Here is a 17,225-nt window from a genome sequence, read left to right on the forward strand (position 1 = left end):
GGTCGGCACCGTCCATGATCATGCCGGCCAGCGGCCGGCACTACCCTTGTGGCTCAATACACGTCGCGCCGGTAGCGCCCGCTTTCCAACAGCGTCTCCACTGCCTGATCGCCCAGCGCTTCGCGCAGCACCTGGTCCACGCCTTCGGCCATGCCCAGCAGCGAACCGCAGACGTGGATGACTGCACCGCGCTGCATCCAGCCGCGCAGGGCATCGGCCGCCGCACGCAGGCGATCCTGTACATAGCCACCGTCGCCATCGCGCGAGAACGCCAGGTCCACCCGCGCAAGATGACCGTTGGCCTGCCAGGCCTCGATCTCGTCGGCAAACAGGAAATCGTGCGCACGCTGGCGTTCACCAAACAGCAGCCAGTGCCCGTGCTCTCCCGCACGGGCGGCTTCGCGCAGCAGGCTGCGCAGGCCGGCGATGCCGGTGCCGTTGCCGATCAATACCATGGGTGCACCGGTCACTCGATGGAAACCGGGATTGCGGTGCACGCGGGAGGCGATGCTGGCGCCTATCGGTGCATGCACTGACAGCCAGCCCGAGCCCAGGCCGGTGCGTCCGGCTTCGTCATGGACCAGCCGCACCACCAGTTCGACCGCACCGTCATCCGTACAGGAGGCGATGGAGTACTCGCGCCCCGGCAGCAGCGGCAGCCCTGCCAGCCAGAGGCACGCATCCTGCACCGCCAGCGCAGCATCGGCATCGGGCAGCTCGCGCTCGCTGGCCAGCGCCAACAGCGTGCGCGGCTGGCCGTCGATCAGCAGCGGCTGCAGGGGATCCAGCCCATGTGCCTTCAGCACCGCACCAGCGTGCCGCGCGTTGTGGCGGGGCGCGATATGCAGGATGTCGCCTGCCTGCCACTGCACCTCGGCCGGTGCAGCAAGACGGATGCGCCAGATCGCACCGCCGATGCTGCCTGGATTGAGGCGGTCGCGGCCGAGCAGGCGCCACTCGTGCATCTGCGTGGCGGCCGGCAGCGCGCTGTCATCGGTGGCGATTCCGGTCAGCGCGCCCAGCTGTTGCTGCCACTGGCGCAGCGCCGGTACCGCGGCGGCATCGACATCGATGCGCTCGAACAGCGCACGCGCACCGTTGCCCAGCAACCAGCCATCGAACTGGCGGCCAAAGCCGCAGTAGTGGGGGTACTGGCGGTCACCCAGGGCGAGCAGGCCGAACTGCAGGCCCGACAGATCGGGCGCGTGTGCCAGCAGCCGTCGCGCAGCGCCCCGCGCCGCATCCGGAGGTTCGCCATCGCCAAAGGTGCTCAGCACGAACAAAGCCTGCGCAGTGCGCGCGAGCTGCGTGGCCTCGACCCGGGCCAATGGCAGTACCTGCACGGCATGGCCAGCGGCCTGCAGCTGCGCGGCGGCACGCCAGGCAAGCTGTTCACCCAGCCCGCTCTGGCTGGCATGCACGACCAGCCAAGGTACGCGGCCATCATCGGCGGCGGCAACCGGTAGCGACTGGCGCAGCCCGCGCGCGGCGCGCTGGCTGCGGCGACGGTCCAGGTACAGCATCCAGCCGGTGATGAAGAACAGGCCCATGCCCAGGCTGCTGAGCATCACCACCACGCGCCCGGGTATGCCGAAGTAGCTGCCCGAGTGCAACGCGAACACGCTGGTGGCCAGCTGCGCGCCAGTGCCCTGGCGCGCGTAGGGGCGCGAATCGAGGATTGCCCCGCTGGCCGGATCCAGCTGCAGCAGATCGTGTGCACGGTCATGCTGGCCGCCGCGCTGTGACGGATCACCGGCCATCACCCGCACGTTGAGTGCCTGGCCGGGCTTTTCCGGCAGGCGCAGGTCGATGAAACCGGTGCGCACGCCGGGCAGCGCATACAAGGTGGTTTCGATGCGGCGCAGGTCCAGCGCCGCATCGGTGGCGACCTTGTGCTTGGCCGCCGGCGCGACGCCCAGCAGGGTGTTGGCGGCGCTGCGGTACCAGTCGAATGACCACCACAGGCCGGTCAGTGCACTCATCAGGTAGATCAACAGCACCCAGGTGCCGACCACCGAGTGCAGGCTCCACAGGAAACCGCGGCCGCTGCGCTTCCATTCCACCGCCAACCAGCTGCGCCAGTGCCACCAGCGCCGCGGCCAGCGCAGGTACAGGCCCGAGAGGGTGAAGAACAGCAGGGCGATCGCACAGCTGCCGGTGATCCATTTGCCGCGCTCGCCCGCGGCGAGGTGGCGATGCAGGTCTTCGACGAAATCGAAGAAGGCCTGCCCGCGCAGCGCGCTGAAGCGTTCACCGCTGTACGGGTCGAAGTACACCCAGTGCTCTTTGCCGCCGGCGAACCGTGCCACTGACGGTCGCTGTCCGGTGGCATCAATGCGCAGGCGTTGCAGTGGTCGCTCGCTTCCGGCCTGCAGCAGCGGCACCAGTTCAGTGAGCGCCAGCGGGTGCTGGCCTTCGGAATGGTGTTCGGCGATCTCCGCGAAGCCGGGGTTGGCGGCACGCAGCAGTTCGTCCTCGAAGGACAGCACGGCGCCGCTGAGGCCCATCACGGCCAGTACGGCACCGGCAGTGATGCCCAGCAGCCAGTGCAGTTGGAACAGGACGTTCTTGAACATCGGAGGAGGAGGGCCCGGAAGGCTGCCGCCCGCATCCTGCGCAACAGCAAATGAGAATTAGTCGCGGAATTCTCCGTGGCGGACGGGCTACGGTCAAGAAGGGTTTTGTTGCAGGGCTTTGCAGCCCTGCACCCGCTACAAGCCGGAGCAACGTCAACGTCAAAAGCTGGCTTTCCGTGGGTTGGCGGGGTGGGTCCGGTTGAGGGGGACGCTGCAAGTACGTCCATGTAAGCTCGGTCGCCGCATCCATGCGGCTCACGCCCCCTCAACCGGACCCACCCCGCCTTCGACAGTTTTCCGCGATCTGTCGGAACGGCGTTCTGCTTTGGTGGGTGCCGACCGTTGGTCGGCACGGGGTCTGATTCCGTTCTGAATATCGATATCTGACAGATGTGCCGACCAACGGTCGGCACCCACCAACAGCCGCCGCGGGGATCTGTCGGGGGTGGGGCGGTGTGGGTGGTCAGGACCGTTGGCGCCATGGATGGCGCCATCGAGCCCCCATGGATGGGTTTACGGCGTGTCCTGACCACCCACAGTGCCCCGCCATCCCACGGAATGCCCGCTTTGGCTTTGGCTTTGGCTGTTGCCGTTGCATTGAGCAAGGTGCAGGGCTGCAAGACCTGCAAAAAACACCCTCACTTCACCCAGCGTTCGATCTCGCCGTGGGCGAACGGCCCCAGCTTCGCTTTGACCATCCGCCCCTGCGCATCGAACAGCACGCTGTAGGGCAGCAGGCCCTGTGCGTTGCCCAGCTGCACGCTCGCGTCGCGTGGCCCCGGGGTTTCGATCACGATCGGGTAATCCACCGGCACCTGTTGCAGGAAACGGCGCACGTCTTCCGGGCTATCCAGTGCCAGGCCCAGCACCTGCACACCGTTGTCGCCCTGCGCATGGGCGAAGCGGGCAAGCTCCGGCATCTCTTCCACGCACGGGGCGCACCAGCTGGCCCAGACATTGACCAGCAGCGGGCGGCCGGCGAAGCGCTGGCGCAGGTCCAGCGGTTGGCCTTCAAGATCGGGCAGCGACAACGCGGGCAGGCCGTCGCCAACCTGCAGGACCGGCGCCGCAGCCGCAACGGCAGGCGCCGCCGGCATGGCCTCAGGCGCCATTGGCGCCGGTGCCAATCGATGGCCGGCCCACAGGCCAAGGCCGGCGGCCAGCACCGCTGTCCACAGCAGCGCTGGCCGTTGCCACTTCATCGTGCGGTGCGCAGCAGCGCTTCCTCGACCACCGCCTGGGTCAACAGGGTCGGCAGCACCGTCGGCGGCGCGCCGGGGCCGTACACCACGTACAGCGGCACGCCGACGGCCTTGTGTTCTTCCAGGAACGTGGTGATCTGCGGATCGACGTTGGTGTAGTCACCGCGCATGTACACCGCGTTGGTGCGCTTGAGCAGATCCTTGAACTCCGGGCGCGACAGCACGGCGCGCTCGTTGGCCTTGCAGCTCACGCACCAGTCGGCGGTCATGTTGACGAACACCACGCGGTTGTCGGCGCGCAGGCGGTCCAGCAGCTGCGGCGAGTACTCCACCACGTTGTCGCTGGCCGCCTGTGCGGCGCGAGCCGGCGGTGCCAGCTGGGTCACGCCCCAGGCCGGTACCAATGCACCGATCGCCAGCAGTACGCCGAGCAGGGTCACCGCGCGCGAGCCGGTCCAGCGGTTGCGCTCGAACAGCCACAGGCCGAAGGCGAACAGCAGCAGGCCACCCAGCACCAGCGCCATGCCGTCCACGCCACGCTGCTTGCCCAGCACCCACAGCAGCCACAGTGCGGTGGCGTACATCGGGAAGGCCAGCACGTGCTTGAGCGTTTCCATCCACGGGCCCGGCTTGGGCAGGCGGCGCGCCAGCGCCGGCACGAAGCCGATCAGCAGGAACGGCAGCGCCAGGCCCAGGCCGAGGAACAGGAACACGGTCATCGCCTTCAGCGGCGGGGCAATGAACGCGTAGGCGATCGCGCCACCCATGAACGGGCCGACGCAGGCACTGCCGACCACGCAGGCCAGCGCACCGGTGAAGAAGTCACCGGCCGGGCCGCTGCGGCTGGCCAGCGACTGGCCGAGGTTGCCGATGCCACCGCCGAGGGTGAACACACCGGACAGGCTCAGGCCCACCGCGAACATGATGTAGGCCAGTGCCGCCACCACGCCCGGATGCTGCAGCTGGAAGCCGATGCCGACGGCGTTGCCGATCGCGCGCAGGCCGACCATCAACGCACCGATCACCGCGAACGCGACCAGCACGCCCAGCGTGTACCAGAGCGCGTGGCTGCGTGCGCGCTGCGGGCTTTCGCCACTCTGCGCCAGGCTAAGTACCTTCAGCGACAGGATCGGCAGCACGCACGGCATCAGGTTCAGCACCAGGCCGCCGGCCAGGGCCAGCAGCAGCACCCACACGAATGACCTGTCCGGATTCGGCGTGGTCGCCGGCGGACGCGTGCGGAGCGCGTTGTCACCGCGCGCATCGGCGGCGGATTCATTGCCGTTTCCGGCACCTGCGACGACCGGGGTGGCGGCGTCCGTGTTGGGCACCGTTGGCAGCAGGCGCAGCGGCGCACCATTGGCGGCTTCGCGCGACGCACCGGCGGTACCGGGCAGCGGGCTGATCACCTCGCTGCGCGGCGGTGCCTGGTCGGCGCTGGCGCTGACCTTGCCGGCCGGGATCGACAGCTTCACCCGGCGCGTCATCGGCGGGTAGCAGATGCCATCGGTCTGGCAGCCCTGGAAGGTCACCACCAGGGTGCTGTCGACCGCGTCGGCAATGGAGCGGCGCAGCGGCAGCGGTACTTCCACCTGGTTGAAGTAGACCGATACATCACCGAAGTGCTCATCACGATGCGACTGCGCAGCCGGCCAGCGCGGCGTGCCGGCCTGCGCGCCGGTGCTGCCTTCCAGCTTCAGCGAGGTGCGGTCGCGATACAGGTAGTAGCCCGGCGCCGGGCTGAAGCGCAGCAGCAGGGTGTTGCCGTCGCTGGCGATGGCATCGAAGCCGAATGCCTGCTCGGACGGAAGTGGCAGTGCCTGGCTGTTGCTGGCCGCACCCGGCAGGCGCAGGCCACCGCTGTTGCCGGCACCGGCCAGTGGATTGTTGAACGGACTGGCCGCACCGGCGCGCGCGGCCGGGGCCGCCGCCTGTGCACCGCCGCCGGGCAGGGTGACCTGCACCACGCGCTTCTGCGGTGGGTAGCAGACACCGGCGTCGGCGCAGCCCTGGTAACGCACTTCCAGGCTGATGGTGCCGGCGGCCTCGGTCGGCGTGCCAGGCAGGGTGGCCTGCAGACGCTCGCGATAGGTTTCGACTTCGCCGAAGAAATCGTCGTGGTGCTTGTCGCCCCTGGGCATCTGCAACGCGCCGGCATTGAAGGCCGGGTCGGCCTTGACGCTGGTGCGGTGGCGATACAGGTAATAGCCCGGTGCGATCTTGAACTGCAGCTGCACCTGGCCACGTTCGGGAGCGGTGGCGGTCAGCGCGAACGCCTGGTCCACCGGCAGCAGGTCCTTCTCATCCAGTGCCAAGGCTGGCAGCGAGAGCCACAACAGGGCGCACAGGGCGGCGCCACGCGCAAACAGAGTCTTCAATCAGTGTCCTCCCGGGTCTGTGCCCGGATCCAATCCAGATACGCCGGCAGGCCGGCCCGGGTTTCGACCGCAATGCACTCCGGGAGTTCATACGGATGCAGTTCGACGATCCGGGCAATCGCGACATCGACGCGACTCGCGGTGGTTTTCACCAGCAGCTGCAGCTCGGCGTCGGTGGTCACCTCGCCCTGCCAGCGGTAGGTCGACTGCGCGCCATCGAGGCGGGTCACGCACGCGGCCAGGCGCTCGCCGACCAGCGCGTGCGCGATGCGCTCGGCACTGGCCCGGTCCGGGCAGGTGGTCAACAGCAGCAGGACGGGATCGACGGTCGACATGGCCGTCGAGTATAGGGCCGCCGCCGGGTCWGGGCCCGGCGGCGGCAGTGGACCGCTGCGTTGCGCGGTCAGTTGGCCAGCTGGCAGGTAGCCGGCTTGGCCGAGGTGAACAGGCCCGGGGTCGCCCACTCGGGGTGGTCGATGAACGGATTGCGGTTGCCCTGGAAGCTGTAGATCACGTCGTTGCGCGCACGCTCGGCATCATCCGGCGGGTCGGACAGGTGCCAGTCGATCAGCGTGGACAGCAGGCCCATGTAGGCCGGCGAACTGCTGGTCTTGACGATCCTGCTGCGGTCGTCGGTCAGCTCCAGGTCCGGCTCGGACTGGCCGGTGGCCGCATCCTTGCCGCCCTCGTAGCGGATAGCCATGTACATCACCGCACGCGCCATGTCGCCCTTGCGCTTGCCCCACACCTCGAACGTGCCGGTGTTGCCGTCCGGCGTGCGCACCCAGTTGGAGTTGCCCGGATAGCCACCGCTGCCCCCGCCCTGGCCGTTGTTGGCCTCGGTGGCGCGCTCGCCGCAGTTGGCATCGCACTTGGCGAACGGCTTGTTGCCACGGTCGGCGTTCCACTGTGCATCGGTCAGGTACAGCATGTGGGTGTCGGTGTACGGCGCGTACGGCAGGCCCTTGTCACCGGTGGTGCTGGCGAAGCCCAGCGAGTTCGGCCAGGTGTGTTCGCGGTTGTACTTCAAGCCACTGCCGCTGCCGGCGCGATCGGTCACCTTGGCGTAGCTGCGGTTGCGATACGCGTCGAGGATGCGGTTCGGGTTGTTCGGGTCCTCGTCGGCAATCTCCAGGATGGTCCAGGTGCTGGTGCCCGAGCCGCTGTACGGATAGGCGGTGTGGCCCTTGATGGTGGCGTGCAGCGAGCAGCGCAGCTGGCTCGGGCTGGAGGTGTTCACCTTGGAGTAGTAGCCGGCCGGCACGCCCGGGTTGCCCGGGTCCGGATTGCCGCCGGTGCTGGCCACGGTGAACGCGATGCGGCTGTCGGCCGCCGGATGCGCGCCCTGCAGGTCGGTGATGCGCGCGGCGCGGATGTCGAAGCGACAGGCCTCACCGGCCACCAGCGCGGTGTTGGTGGACAGCTTCACGCTGCGGCCGCTGGCGGGGAACGTGAGCGGCACGCTGCCGGAGGTGCCGCAGCTCAGTGCGAAGGCGCCACTGGCCAGGTTCACCGTCTCGCTGAACACCACTTCCAGATCGGCCGCGGCCGGGAAGGTGCTGCTGCCCTGCGCCGGGGTGGTGGTGGACACCGACGGCGGCGTGTTCGGGCCCGGGGTGCCGCCCCCGCTGAAGGTCTGGCCGTTGTTGCAGCTGCCGAAGGTCTGCCTGGCCGACTCGGCCCAGGTGAAGTGGGCGTACTGGCTGCCGCTGCCGGTCAGCTGCAGTGAGGTGCCCGGCGCCGTGCTGTTGGTCTCGGCCACCGGAATGTTCTGGCTGGTCATGCCGGCGGCAGGGCCGCCGGAGGCGGTGATGGCGCCCTCGTAGCTGAGGAACTGGACCACCTTGCCGCTGGCATCGACCAGCGCGATGCCGTCGTTCGGGCCGTTCTGGATGCCGTTGGTCGGATAGTTGACCACGGCGATGCTGGCGCTGCCGCAGCCTGCAGCGGTGCCGGCCGGGACCGGGTTGTTGGCGTAGACCGTGGCGGCCGAAGGATTGCTGCCGTTGTAGAGGTAAAGCCGATAGCCGGACAGGTCCTCGCCGGCGGTGGCTACGACCTCGATCGCTTCGCCGACGTCACCGGCGGCGGTGCTGTCGTCGTAGTGCAGTTCGTTGATGAAGACCTCGGCCTGGGCCGGCGCGGCGGCCAGCGCCAGCAGGCAGGCGGCGGCAAGCGGGGACAGCAATCGCATCGACAACTCCTTGTGATTGGGAATGCGCGGCCGAGCCTAAGGCCGATCCAGTGACACTTTGTCGTAAATGAACGTCAGATATCTGACAGTGCGACGCGGATCACCAAAAGTCGAGGGCGCCGAGGAGCGAATGGATGCGTTTCACCGGGCTGAACGTCTTCATGCAGGGACGCACTGTGCGGGCCTGGCCGCGCGGAAATTTTTTCCGCAGACGGCCTTGAAAGGCCCGGGGGCAGCTCCATCTCTGTCCTGCTCCCGATTCATCGGGCTTTTTCGCGAGCGATGCTGGCAGTCACCTGGGGTGAGTGCTAACATCGCCAGACTTTTTCAGACCAATCAATAACTTAAGAGGTCTCTCATGAGCATCAAGCCGCTGCACGACCGCGTTGTGGTCAAGCCGATCGAAGCCGACGAAATCTCCGCCGGCGGCATCGTCATTCCGGATTCGGCCAAGGAAAAGTCCACCAAGGGTGAAGTCGTGGCCGTCGGCCCGGGCAAGCCGCTGGACAACGGCAGCGTGCGTGCGCCGTCGCTGAAGGTCGGCGACAAGGTCATCTACGGCCAGTACGCCGGCAGCTCGTACAAGAGCGAAGGCGTCGAGTACAAGGTCCTGCGCGAAGACGACGTGCTCGCCATCATCGGCTGAGCCTCGGCGCGACCTGCTTCATCCCCTGATTCCAAACACCCAGCCGCCGGGCATGGCCCGGCGCTACCAATGAGGTAACTGCAATGGCTGCCAAGGATATTCGTTTCGGTGAAGACGCCCGTTCGCGCATGGTGCGCGGCGTCAACGTTCTCGCCAATGCCGTCAAGGCCACCCTGGGCCCGAAGGGCCGCAACGTCGTGCTGGAAAAGAGCTTCGGCGCCCCGACCATCACCAAGGACGGCGTCTCCGTCGCCAAGGAAATCGAACTGGCTGACAAGTTCGAGAACATGGGCGCACAGATGGTGAAGGAAGTCGCTTCCCGCACCAACGACGACGCTGGCGACGGCACCACCACCGCCACCGTGCTGGCCCAGGCCCTGATCCGCGAAGGCGCCAAGGCTGTGGCCGCCGGCATGAACCCGATGGACCTCAAGCGCGGTATCGACAAGGCCGTCGTGGCCGCTGTTGCCGAGCTGAAGAGCATCTCCAAGCCGACCGCCGACGACAAGGCGATTGCCCAGGTCGGCACCATCTCGGCCAACTCGGACGAGTCGATCGGCCAGATCATCGCCGACGCGATGAAGGAAGTCGGCAAGGAAGGCGTGATCACCGTTGAAGAAGGCTCGGGCCTGGACAACGAGCTGGACGTGGTCAAGGGCATGCAGTTCGACCGCGGCTACCTGTCCCCGTACTTCATCAACAACCAGCAGTCGCAGACCGCTGACCTGGATGACCCGTTCATCCTGCTGCACGACAAGAAGATCTCCAACGTCCGTGACCTGCTGCCGGTGCTGGAAGGCGTCGCCAAGGCCGGCAAGCCGCTGCTGATCGTTGCCGAGGAAGTCGAAGGCGAAGCGCTGGCCACCCTGGTCGTCAACACCATCCGTGGCATCGTCAAGGTCGTGGCCGTCAAGGCACCGGGCTTCGGCGACCGTCGCAAGGCGATGCTGGAAGACATGGCCGTGCTGACCGGCGGCACCGTGATCTCCGAAGAAGTGGGCCTGTCGCTGGAAAAGGCCACCATCAAGGACCTGGGCCGCGCCAAGAAGGTGCAGGTTTCCAAGGAAAACACCACCATCATCGATGGCGTGGGTGACAAGGCTGCCGTCGACGCACGCGTCGGCCAGATCAAGACCCAGATCCAGGACACCTCCTCCGATTACGACCGCGAGAAGCTGCAGGAACGCGTGGCCAAGCTGGCCGGCGGCGTTGCCGTGATCAAGGTCGGTGCTTCGACCGAAATCGAAATGAAGGAAAAGAAGGACCGCGTCGACGACGCCCTGCACGCCACCCGTGCAGCCGTTGAAGAAGGCGTGGTCCCGGGCGGCGGCGTTGCCCTGGTCCGTGCGGTCACCGCACTGGCCGGCCTGAAGGGTGCCAACGAAGACCAGAACCACGGCATCCAGATCGCCCTGCGCGCGATGGAAGCCCCGCTGCGCGAAATCGTTGCCAACGCCGGTGAAGAGCCGTCGGTCATCATCAACAAGGTCAAGGAAGGCACCGGCAGCTTCGGCTACAACGCCGCCACCGGCGAGTTCGGCGACATGCTGCAGTTCGGCATCCTGGACCCGACCAAGGTGACCCGTTCGGCGCTGCAGAACGCGGCTTCGATCGCTGGCCTGATGATCACCACCGAAGCCATGGTTGCCGAAGCTCCGAAGAAGGACGAGCCGGCCATGGGTGGCGCCGGTGGCATGGGTGGCATGGGTGGCATGGGCGGCATGGACTTCTAAGGTCCACGCCCGCGTCGGACGTTGCCGGCCCTGGTCGGCGCGTCTCCCGATGCAAAGAAGAACCCCGCCGCGAGGCGGGGTTTTTTGTTGCCCGGTTGCCGCCATGGCGCCGCGTCGCTACGCTCGGCGACCATGCCTACCTCGTTCATCGTCGTCGACGACTTCCTCTCTCCGGCCGATGCGCACGGCCTGCGCCAGGCCGGCCTGGGCCTGACCTACCCGGCACAGGAGGGCGCGTTCCCCGGCCGCAATTCGCTCGAACGGCTGGAGCTGGATGGCCTGTCCGAGGCCGCATCACGGTTGGTCAACGAGCCGCTGCGGCCGGTCAATCCGCTGCAGTCGCACGGCAAGTTCCGGCTGACCCTGGCCAGCGATGTCGGTCGCGCCAAGGTGCACACCGATCATTCGCACTGGTCCGGCATCCTCTACCTCAGCGCTCCGGAGCACTGCGAAGGCGGTACCGAGTTCTTCCGTCATCGCCGCACCAACACCGAGCGCATGGCGCTGAACCCCCACGAGCTGGCTGCGCTGGGCTACGCCAACGGCGGCGACATGCATCGCGACATCATCGAGCGCGACAGCGTCGACGACAGCCAGTGGGAGATGACCATGCGCATCCCGATGCGCTTCAACCGCCTGGTGCTGCTGCGCCCGTGGTTCTGGCATACCGCTGGCCCCGCCTTCGGCGACCGGCCGGAGAATGGCAGGCTGGTGTACCTGATGTTCTTCGAGCAGGCGCGCTGAGGAAATGCCATCCACGCAGTAGCCGATGCCGAAGTAGATCCACGCCATGCGTGGATGCTCCCATCCCGCCGCGCTCGCCACGCGGCCGACATCGCCCCCCTCACTCGACGAATGCCTTCGTCGCGCCGTACTCCCACTGCCATGGCACGCCGGTGTCGCCCAGCACGAAGGCCACCAGCGCTGGGAACGTCGCTTCGGCGCGCACATCGTTGCCCAGGATCACCACGCAGCGCTGTTGCCGCTCCACGCACACCAGCGTGTTGCCCACCGCATCATCGTGGCCGCCCTTGTAGAAGCCCGCGCCTTGCGGGCCACGGAACGTCACCACGCCCAGACCCGCCGCCAGGTCCTTGCGCTGCTGCGCCTTCGGCAGCTCCGGCTGCAGGGTGGGGAACTGGCTGGCGGTGGTGATCGCCAGCTGCGGCCGCACCAGTTCCTTGCGCATCGCCCCTGACAGCCCATCGCCGCGCACGTAGCCGGCAGCGAAGCGGGCCATGTCGGCGATGGTGGTATCCATCGAACCGGCCGCACGCACGCGGCTGCGCTCATCGTGCGGCTCGGCGCTGCCGTCCATGGTCCAGCCGTCTGCCAGGTTGGTGGCGAAGTCCTGGCGCCACATCATGCTGGTGCGGGTCATGCCGAAGCGGTCGAATACCCGCTGCTGCATCAACGCGCCCACATCCTCGCCCAGCCGCCCGCGTTCGATCACGAACTGCAGCAGGATCAACCCTTCGCCGGAATAGCCGTAGCGACTGCCCGGATCGAAGTGGAACTTCAGCCGGCCGTCCGGTTCGAGAAACCCGAAGTTGGCAAAGCCACTGGCGTGGTTGAGCAGCAGGCGAGGGGTAAGCTGGCGCCAGCGCGCATCATCGGCCAGCACACTGTAGTCGGCGTACTTCTTCGTTTCGGGCGGATAGTCCGGCAGCGGCTTGTCCAGCGCTGTGGCGATGCTGGCATCCAGATCGATCCTGCGCTCCTGCGCCAGCTGCGCAACCAGATGGCCGAATGCCATCTTGGTCAGCGAGGCAGCGTACATCACCGTATCGGTGCGCAGTGGTTCGCCTGCGGCGTTGCGCTCGCCGTAGGCGGCCACGTGCACCACCCTGCCGCCGTCGATCACCGCCAGCGCCATGCCGCGCGCCTGTGCGGCCTGCATCAACCGCTGCGCTTCGGCATCGATGCGGGCCGGCGAAGGCAGCGGGGGCGGCGCGGCCAATACCGCCAGCGGGAACAGCGTCAGCAACAACAGGGCAGCACGGCGCATGCGTGGACCTCCTGGCGGGACGTGGCGCGATGCTACGCCAGCCCGCCATCCGCGTCATGGCCCGCCGGGGTCACGTCGCCGCCGGCTGGCGCAGGCAGATCCGGGCGGCGCCGGCGCTGATGTCCACCTGACTGGCGACCATGGCGTCGGCGCCGAGGATCAATGCAGGACGAGCCTCCAGCCCGATGGACCTGAACACTGACAGTTCGCTGATCCTGACTTCCATCGCCGGATGCTGCCAACCGGTGCCGGACATGCCGGACAGGGTGTACAACCACGTCGCCTGCGGCTGGCCCCCCAGTCCCTGCGTGCCTTTCTCCCGCACCCGCAGGCGCTCATCGCTGCCGTCGATGCGCAGGCCCAGTGCGCGGGCGGCTTCGGCATTGAGCACGGTCTGCGCGGCGCCGGTATCGACCACCGCGATGGCTTCCACTCCCGCGTCACCCAGTTTCACGGTAATGAAGGCGAAGTGCTCAAGGCCGTCGCGCCGATCAGGCAGTGCATTGGCCTGGCATTGGCGACCCTCCACGCCAAGCTGCCCGGGCTTCCACAGCGCCAGCTCACCACGGCTGAAGTCCCAGCGGGTATCCCAACGGCCGGTGAGGTCGTTGCCGATCAGGCCGTCGACGGCGGGTTCATCGTCCTTCTGCAGATTGGACAGGTCGGCCTGCACACCGCTGACGCGCGGCTGCCATCCGCCAATCCGCCACGAGGCCGTGCGCATGCGCTGCAGCGGCGCGCTCTGGGCGCTGGCTCCCTGCGCATGCGTGGTGGCCGCGCTGGCATCCTCCAGTCCATGGCGGCGGGCAACCCGACCGTCGACGAGGGTGGCCCCGGCCGCGCTGTCGACCACGAAGCGCAGCGGTTCGGCGCTTCCGTTCAGTGAGACGGCCACCGCCGGATGGTTGCCCTGCATCCACATCGGCAGCACGTGTACAGGTTGTGGGGCGGCCAGCGCGGGGAATGCAGCGGCAAGCAGGGGCAGAACGGACAGGCGCACGTTGGATCTCCAGAACAGGGGTGGAGGCCTATTGGCGCGCATCGGCGTATCCCGGGAATATCGGCGTTGATACCGTCCTGATACACGCCTGCAGGATACTTGCGGCATGAACACTCCTGCCCGGGTCATCGTTGTCGATGACGATGCCAGCATCCGTGATGCCATTGCCGACTGCCTGTTGCTGCACGGTTACCAGGTGCGCGTGGCCGCCGATGCTGCGGCATTGGATGTGCTGCTGCAGAGCGAGCGTCCGGACGCGATCATCCTGGACTGGATGATGCCCGGCGAGGATGGCCTTTCGGTGTGCCGCCGGCTGCAGGCGCGGGCCATCCCGATCCTGATGCTGTCGGCGATGGGGACTGCACCGGACCGGGTGATCGGCCTGGAAATGGGTGCGGACGACTATCTGGCCAAGCCCTTCGATCCACGCGAGCTGCTGGCGCGGGTGCGTGCCCTGCTGCGCCGGCAGGACAAACTGCGCGCCCAGGTCGCCAGCGAACTGCGGTTTGCCGGCTGGCGGTTGCTGCCCGATCAGCGTCGCCTGTTCACTCCCGATGGCCGTGAACTCGCGCTCAGCCGGGGGGAGTTCGCCCTGATGCTGGCGTTGGCCGAGCGCCCTGGCCGCGTGCTGGGACGGGAGCAGCTGCTGCAGTTGACCCATGGCGAAGACAGCGACAGCGTCGACCGCGCCGTCGATCTGGCGATCAGCCGGCTGCGCCGCAAGCTGGGCCAGGCGGCTCCCGGCGCGGAGGCGCTTGTGCAGACGCTGCGCGGAGAAGGCTATCGCTTCGGCGCCGAGGTCCACGTGCTGTGAGGGCTCGTTGGTCCACCGCACGCTGGATCGCGATGGTGGCCCTGGCCAGCCTGCTGCTGGCCACGCTGGTCAGCGTCGCGGTGGTGGGCTGGATGCCACGACCCGCACCGCCCCCCATGCGGCTGGACCAGGCCATGCAGGTGCTGCGTGGTGAACGCTCTGCCACAGGGCTGGGCCTGCACCTGGAAACCCGCGCATCACCGCCCGAGGGCAGCAGCAATGACTGGCTTACCCACTTGGTGGCCGCGCAGCTGGGCCAGCCGCTGGAGCAGGTGAAGCTGGTATGGAGCAGCCGCGGCAAAGCGCCGGATGTGAAGGTCATCGAAGGTGGCGCTGTGCTCGACGCCAGAGCGCGTGCGGACGCGTTGCAGGCGCAGGTCGCGGTGCTGACCGCAATGCAGTGGACGCCGTTCGAACTGGCGGTGCGCCAAGCCGATGGTCAATGGCAGGTGGTGGGCAGCGACCACAGCGATCTGGCAGCGTGGCGCCGGCAGGTCGTGCTGGCGCTGGTAGCGGGGACCGTGCTGTTGGCACCCTTTGCCGCCTGGGCATCGGTCCGCCTGGGCCGGCCGCTGCGGCGGCTGGCCGAGGCCAGTGCACGGGTCGAACTGCAGGACGGCACGCCGCTGCCGGACGACGGCCCGCGCGAAGTACAGATGCTGGCTGCAGCCATCAGCAGCGGGCGCGAGCGCCTTCGCGAACAGGCCCAGGACATGACGCGCATGCTGGCCGCGGTAGCGCACGACCTGCGCACGCCGTTGACCGGCCTGCGTCTGCGTGCGGAGTTCGCACCGCCGGCACAGGCCGCGCGGATGGTGGCCGACATCGAACGCATGGATACGATGATCGAGCAGGTGCTCGATTACGCACGTGGCGAACTGCAACCACTGCAGTTGCGGCCGCTGGACCTGGCCGCGTTGCTGGAGGAATGCGTGCACAGTGCCCTGCTGCGCGGCGTCGAGATCTCCAGCGAGGGACCGGACAACCTGCCGTGGCAGGGCGACGCGCTCCTGCTACGGCGGGCAATCGACAACCTCATCGACAACGCAGACCGCTACGCCGGTGCGGTAGACCTGCACGCCGCCATGGCAGGCAATCGCCTGCAGCTGGATGTGATGGACCGCGGCCCGGGCATCGCCGAGGACGACCGCGCCCGCCTGCTGCAACCCTTCCAGCGCAGCGAGAGCTCGCGCAGCCGCGCCACGGGCGGGACCGGCCTGGGACTGGCGGTAGCGGCCAACGTCGCACGACGGCATGGGGGCGAGCTTCTGCTGCTGCAGCGTGATGGCGGTGGACTGATCGCACGCCTGCTGCTGGGGCCGGTTTCCTGATATCACCTGGATATTGACGCCAGGCCTGTGCTTTGAAATATGATTAGGCGCCTAATCATATTGGAACGAGCCATGCTGGAAGCCAAGCACAGCGCCCTGCTGGATGAAGCGCAACGACGCGGCCATGCCGGCCTCGCGCAGCTGCGCCTGTGCTTCCAGCTGCTGTCGCTGTCATCGGCCATCGACCGCGACTGCGCCACACGCCTGGCGCCGCATGGGCTCAGTGAAGGGCGTTTCATCGTGCTTTTCCTGCTGCACGGTGCCGGTGGCGCGCTGCCACCGCATGAACTGGCCGAGCGCGCAGGTGTCACCCGCGCCACCGTCAGCGGCCTGATCGATGGCCTGCAGCGCGAAGGGCTGCTGCAGCGACGCAGTGACGCCGAAGACGGCAGGCGCCTGCGGATCGTGCTGACCGCACAGGGGAAACGCCTGGCCGAGACGCTGTTCAACCAGCACACGCAATGGATAGGGGGCTTGTTCAGTGGACTGGACGCGGAAGAACAGCAGCAGTTGTCGCAACTGCTGCACAAGGTCTGGCAGCACACCGATGCAGGTCGCGGGGCATGAGCGGGATCCTGACGGCCGAGCGATTGAATGCGCTCAACACTGGCAGCGTCGCCGCCAGCCATCTGGCCGAATGCCTGGCGGTGGATTTTGCTGCGCTGCTGCAGGCGGTGGCACCGGCACTTGAACCTGCCGCGCTGCACCGCATGCGCGATGCTGAGGGCAGGGGCATCACCCATCGCATGGCCCTGGCTGCCCGGTTGCTGCGCGAAAGCGGGCAGGGCGATCCTGCGCAATGGCAGGATCATGTGTCCGATACCGCGCGTGGCTGGGCCTGCTACCTGATTGGCAGCGATGCCAGCGCAACGCTGCCGGCCAAGCTGCGGGCGATGCGTCCGTTCGCCGATGATCCGCACTTCGGCGTGCGTGAGTGGGCGTGGCTGGCGCTGCGTGCTGATATCGTTGCTGCGCCGTTGCAGGCGCTGGAGTGCCTGCAGCCATGGACGCAGCAGGCATCGCCCTATCTACGTCGTTTCGCCTGCGAGACGCTGCGCCCGCGCGGCGTCTGGGCGACCCATATCGCGCTGTTCAAGCAGCACCCGGAACATGCATTGCCGGTGCTGGAAGCACTGGCCAACGACCCGGAGCGCTACGTGCAGGACTCCGTGGGCAACTGGCTCAACGATGCCGGCAAGACCCGGCCGCACTGGCTGCGCGATCTGTGCGCGCGCTGGCAGCGTGAACACGATGGCGGTGCCAACGCCTACATCCGCAAGCGCGCGCTGCGCTCGCTGCGGTAGTGCCGGCCGCCGGCCGGCAACCCCCGAATCCTCAAGGAA

Annotated in this window: 14 protein-coding genes; 7 read left to right on the forward strand and 7 right to left on the reverse strand. The window is 67.7% G+C overall.

The window, feature by feature from the left end; genetic code table 11:
- Nucleotides 1-53: 53 nt before the first annotated feature.
- The 5 genes from D7T59_RS02795 to D7T59_RS02815 form a co-directional block, all read right to left on the reverse strand.
- Entirely contained in the window at nt 54-2,576 is a 2,523-nt protein-coding gene (locus D7T59_RS02795; RefSeq protein ID WP_180850996.1) for a PepSY domain-containing protein, read from the reverse strand.
- 638 nt (nt 2,577-3,214) lie between these two features.
- The gene (locus D7T59_RS02800) at nt 3,215-3,778 is read right to left on the reverse strand and encodes a TlpA family protein disulfide reductase (RefSeq protein ID WP_180850997.1); all 564 of its coding nucleotides are present in this window, start codon (nt 3,776-3,778) and stop codon (nt 3,215-3,217) included.
- Nucleotides 3,775-6,156, reverse strand: a complete 2,382-nt coding sequence (locus D7T59_RS02805) for a protein-disulfide reductase DsbD family protein (protein WP_180850998.1) — start codon at nt 6,154-6,156, stop codon at nt 3,775-3,777. The genes D7T59_RS02800 and D7T59_RS02805 overlap by 4 nt, the downstream gene beginning before the upstream one ends.
- Nucleotides 6,153-6,491, reverse strand: coding sequence for a divalent-cation tolerance protein CutA (gene cutA / locus D7T59_RS02810; RefSeq protein WP_180850999.1), 339 nt, complete (start codon nt 6,489-6,491; stop codon nt 6,153-6,155). The genes D7T59_RS02805 and cutA overlap by 4 nt, the downstream gene beginning before the upstream one ends.
- A 68-nt stretch (nt 6,492-6,559) precedes the next feature.
- Nucleotides 6,560-8,350, reverse strand: coding sequence for an endonuclease (locus D7T59_RS02815; protein ID WP_180851000.1), 1,791 nt, complete (start codon nt 8,348-8,350; stop codon nt 6,560-6,562).
- Nucleotides 8,351-8,708: 358 nt separating this feature from the next.
- Between D7T59_RS02815 and D7T59_RS02820 the strand changes: the two genes are divergently transcribed.
- The 3 genes from D7T59_RS02820 to D7T59_RS02830 all read left to right on the forward strand — a co-directional run bounded on the left by D7T59_RS02820 (nt 8,709) and on the right by D7T59_RS02830 (nt 11,473).
- Nucleotides 8,709-8,996, forward strand: coding sequence for a co-chaperone GroES (locus D7T59_RS02820; RefSeq protein WP_049427125.1), 288 nt, complete (start codon nt 8,709-8,711; stop codon nt 8,994-8,996).
- An 83-nt stretch (nt 8,997-9,079) separates the two neighbouring features.
- Nucleotides 9,080-10,729, forward strand: a complete 1,650-nt coding sequence (gene groL / locus D7T59_RS02825; RefSeq protein ID WP_075676061.1) for a chaperonin GroEL — start codon at nt 9,080-9,082, stop codon at nt 10,727-10,729.
- Nucleotides 10,730-10,861: 132 nt separating this feature from the next.
- Nucleotides 10,862-11,473, forward strand: coding sequence for a DUF6445 family protein (locus D7T59_RS02830; RefSeq protein WP_180851001.1), 612 nt, complete (start codon nt 10,862-10,864; stop codon nt 11,471-11,473).
- A 100-nt stretch (nt 11,474-11,573) separates the two neighbouring features.
- Here D7T59_RS02830 and D7T59_RS02835 read toward each other — a convergent pair whose 3' ends face one another.
- Both D7T59_RS02835 and D7T59_RS02840 read right to left on the reverse strand, forming a co-directional pair.
- Entirely contained in the window at nt 11,574-12,737 is a 1,164-nt protein-coding gene (locus D7T59_RS02835) for a serine hydrolase domain-containing protein (RefSeq protein ID WP_180851002.1), read from the reverse strand.
- 70 nt (nt 12,738-12,807) lie between these two features.
- Complete coding sequence (locus D7T59_RS02840; RefSeq protein WP_239506880.1) at nt 12,808-13,737, reverse strand: pepsin/retropepsin-like aspartic protease family protein; 930 nt, start codon at nt 13,735-13,737, stop codon at nt 12,808-12,810.
- 106 nt (nt 13,738-13,843) lie between these two features.
- Here D7T59_RS02840 and D7T59_RS02845 point away from each other — a divergent pair, with 106 nt between their 5' ends.
- The 4 genes from D7T59_RS02845 (at nt 13,844) to D7T59_RS02860 (ending at nt 17,186) form a co-directional block, all read left to right on the forward strand.
- A complete protein-coding gene (locus D7T59_RS02845) occupies nt 13,844-14,551 on the forward strand; it encodes a response regulator transcription factor (RefSeq protein ID WP_164136793.1) in 708 nt (235 codons plus the stop codon).
- 32 nt (nt 14,552-14,583) lie between these two features.
- Nucleotides 14,584-15,882, forward strand: coding sequence for a sensor histidine kinase (locus tag D7T59_RS02850; RefSeq protein WP_180851025.1), 1,299 nt, complete (start codon nt 14,584-14,586; stop codon nt 15,880-15,882).
- A 72-nt stretch (nt 15,883-15,954) separates the two neighbouring features.
- A complete protein-coding gene (locus tag D7T59_RS02855; RefSeq protein WP_164136792.1) occupies nt 15,955-16,449 on the forward strand; it encodes a MarR family winged helix-turn-helix transcriptional regulator in 495 nt (164 codons plus the stop codon).
- A complete protein-coding gene (locus tag D7T59_RS02860; RefSeq protein ID WP_180851003.1) occupies nt 16,446-17,186 on the forward strand; it encodes a DNA alkylation repair protein in 741 nt (246 codons plus the stop codon). The genes D7T59_RS02855 and D7T59_RS02860 overlap by 4 nt, the downstream gene beginning before the upstream one ends.
- The last annotated feature ends 39 nt before the right edge of the window (nt 17,187-17,225 follow it).

Source organism: Stenotrophomonas maltophilia (assembly GCF_013464915.1).
GTDB classification, from domain to species: domain Bacteria; phylum Pseudomonadota; class Gammaproteobacteria; order Xanthomonadales; family Xanthomonadaceae; genus Stenotrophomonas; species Stenotrophomonas maltophilia_AT.

Bases quoted from the DNA above. Each gene is read 5' to 3' on its own strand.
- D7T59_RS02815 (WP_180851000.1), bottom strand. From the start codon at position 8,350: ATGCGATTGCTGTCCCCGCTTGCCGCCGCCTGCCTGCTGGCGCTGGCC.
- D7T59_RS02855 (WP_164136792.1), top strand. From the start codon at position 15,955: ATGCTGGAAGCCAAGCACAGCGCCCTGCTGGATGAAGCGCAACGACGC.
- D7T59_RS02795 (WP_180850996.1), bottom strand. From the start codon at position 2,576: ATGTTCAAGAACGTCCTGTTCCAACTGCACTGGCTGCTGGGCATCACT.
- D7T59_RS02835 (WP_180851002.1), bottom strand. From the start codon at position 12,737: ATGCGCCGTGCTGCCCTGTTGTTGCTGACGCTGTTCCCGCTGGCGGTA.
- D7T59_RS02800 (WP_180850997.1), bottom strand. From the start codon at position 3,778: ATGAAGTGGCAACGGCCAGCGCTGCTGTGGACAGCGGTGCTGGCCGCC.
- D7T59_RS02830 (WP_180851001.1), top strand. From the start codon at position 10,862: ATGCCTACCTCGTTCATCGTCGTCGACGACTTCCTCTCTCCGGCCGAT.
- D7T59_RS02820 (WP_049427125.1), top strand. From the start codon at position 8,709: ATGAGCATCAAGCCGCTGCACGACCGCGTTGTGGTCAAGCCGATCGAA.
- D7T59_RS02860 (WP_180851003.1), top strand. From the start codon at position 16,446: ATGAGCGGGATCCTGACGGCCGAGCGATTGAATGCGCTCAACACTGGC.
- D7T59_RS02845 (WP_164136793.1), top strand. From the start codon at position 13,844: ATGAACACTCCTGCCCGGGTCATCGTTGTCGATGACGATGCCAGCATC.
- cutA (WP_180850999.1), bottom strand. From the start codon at position 6,491: ATGTCGACCGTCGATCCCGTCCTGCTGCTGTTGACCACCTGCCCGGAC.
- groL (WP_075676061.1), top strand. From the start codon at position 9,080: ATGGCTGCCAAGGATATTCGTTTCGGTGAAGACGCCCGTTCGCGCATG.
- D7T59_RS02850 (WP_180851025.1), top strand. From the start codon at position 14,584: ATGGTGGCCCTGGCCAGCCTGCTGCTGGCCACGCTGGTCAGCGTCGCG.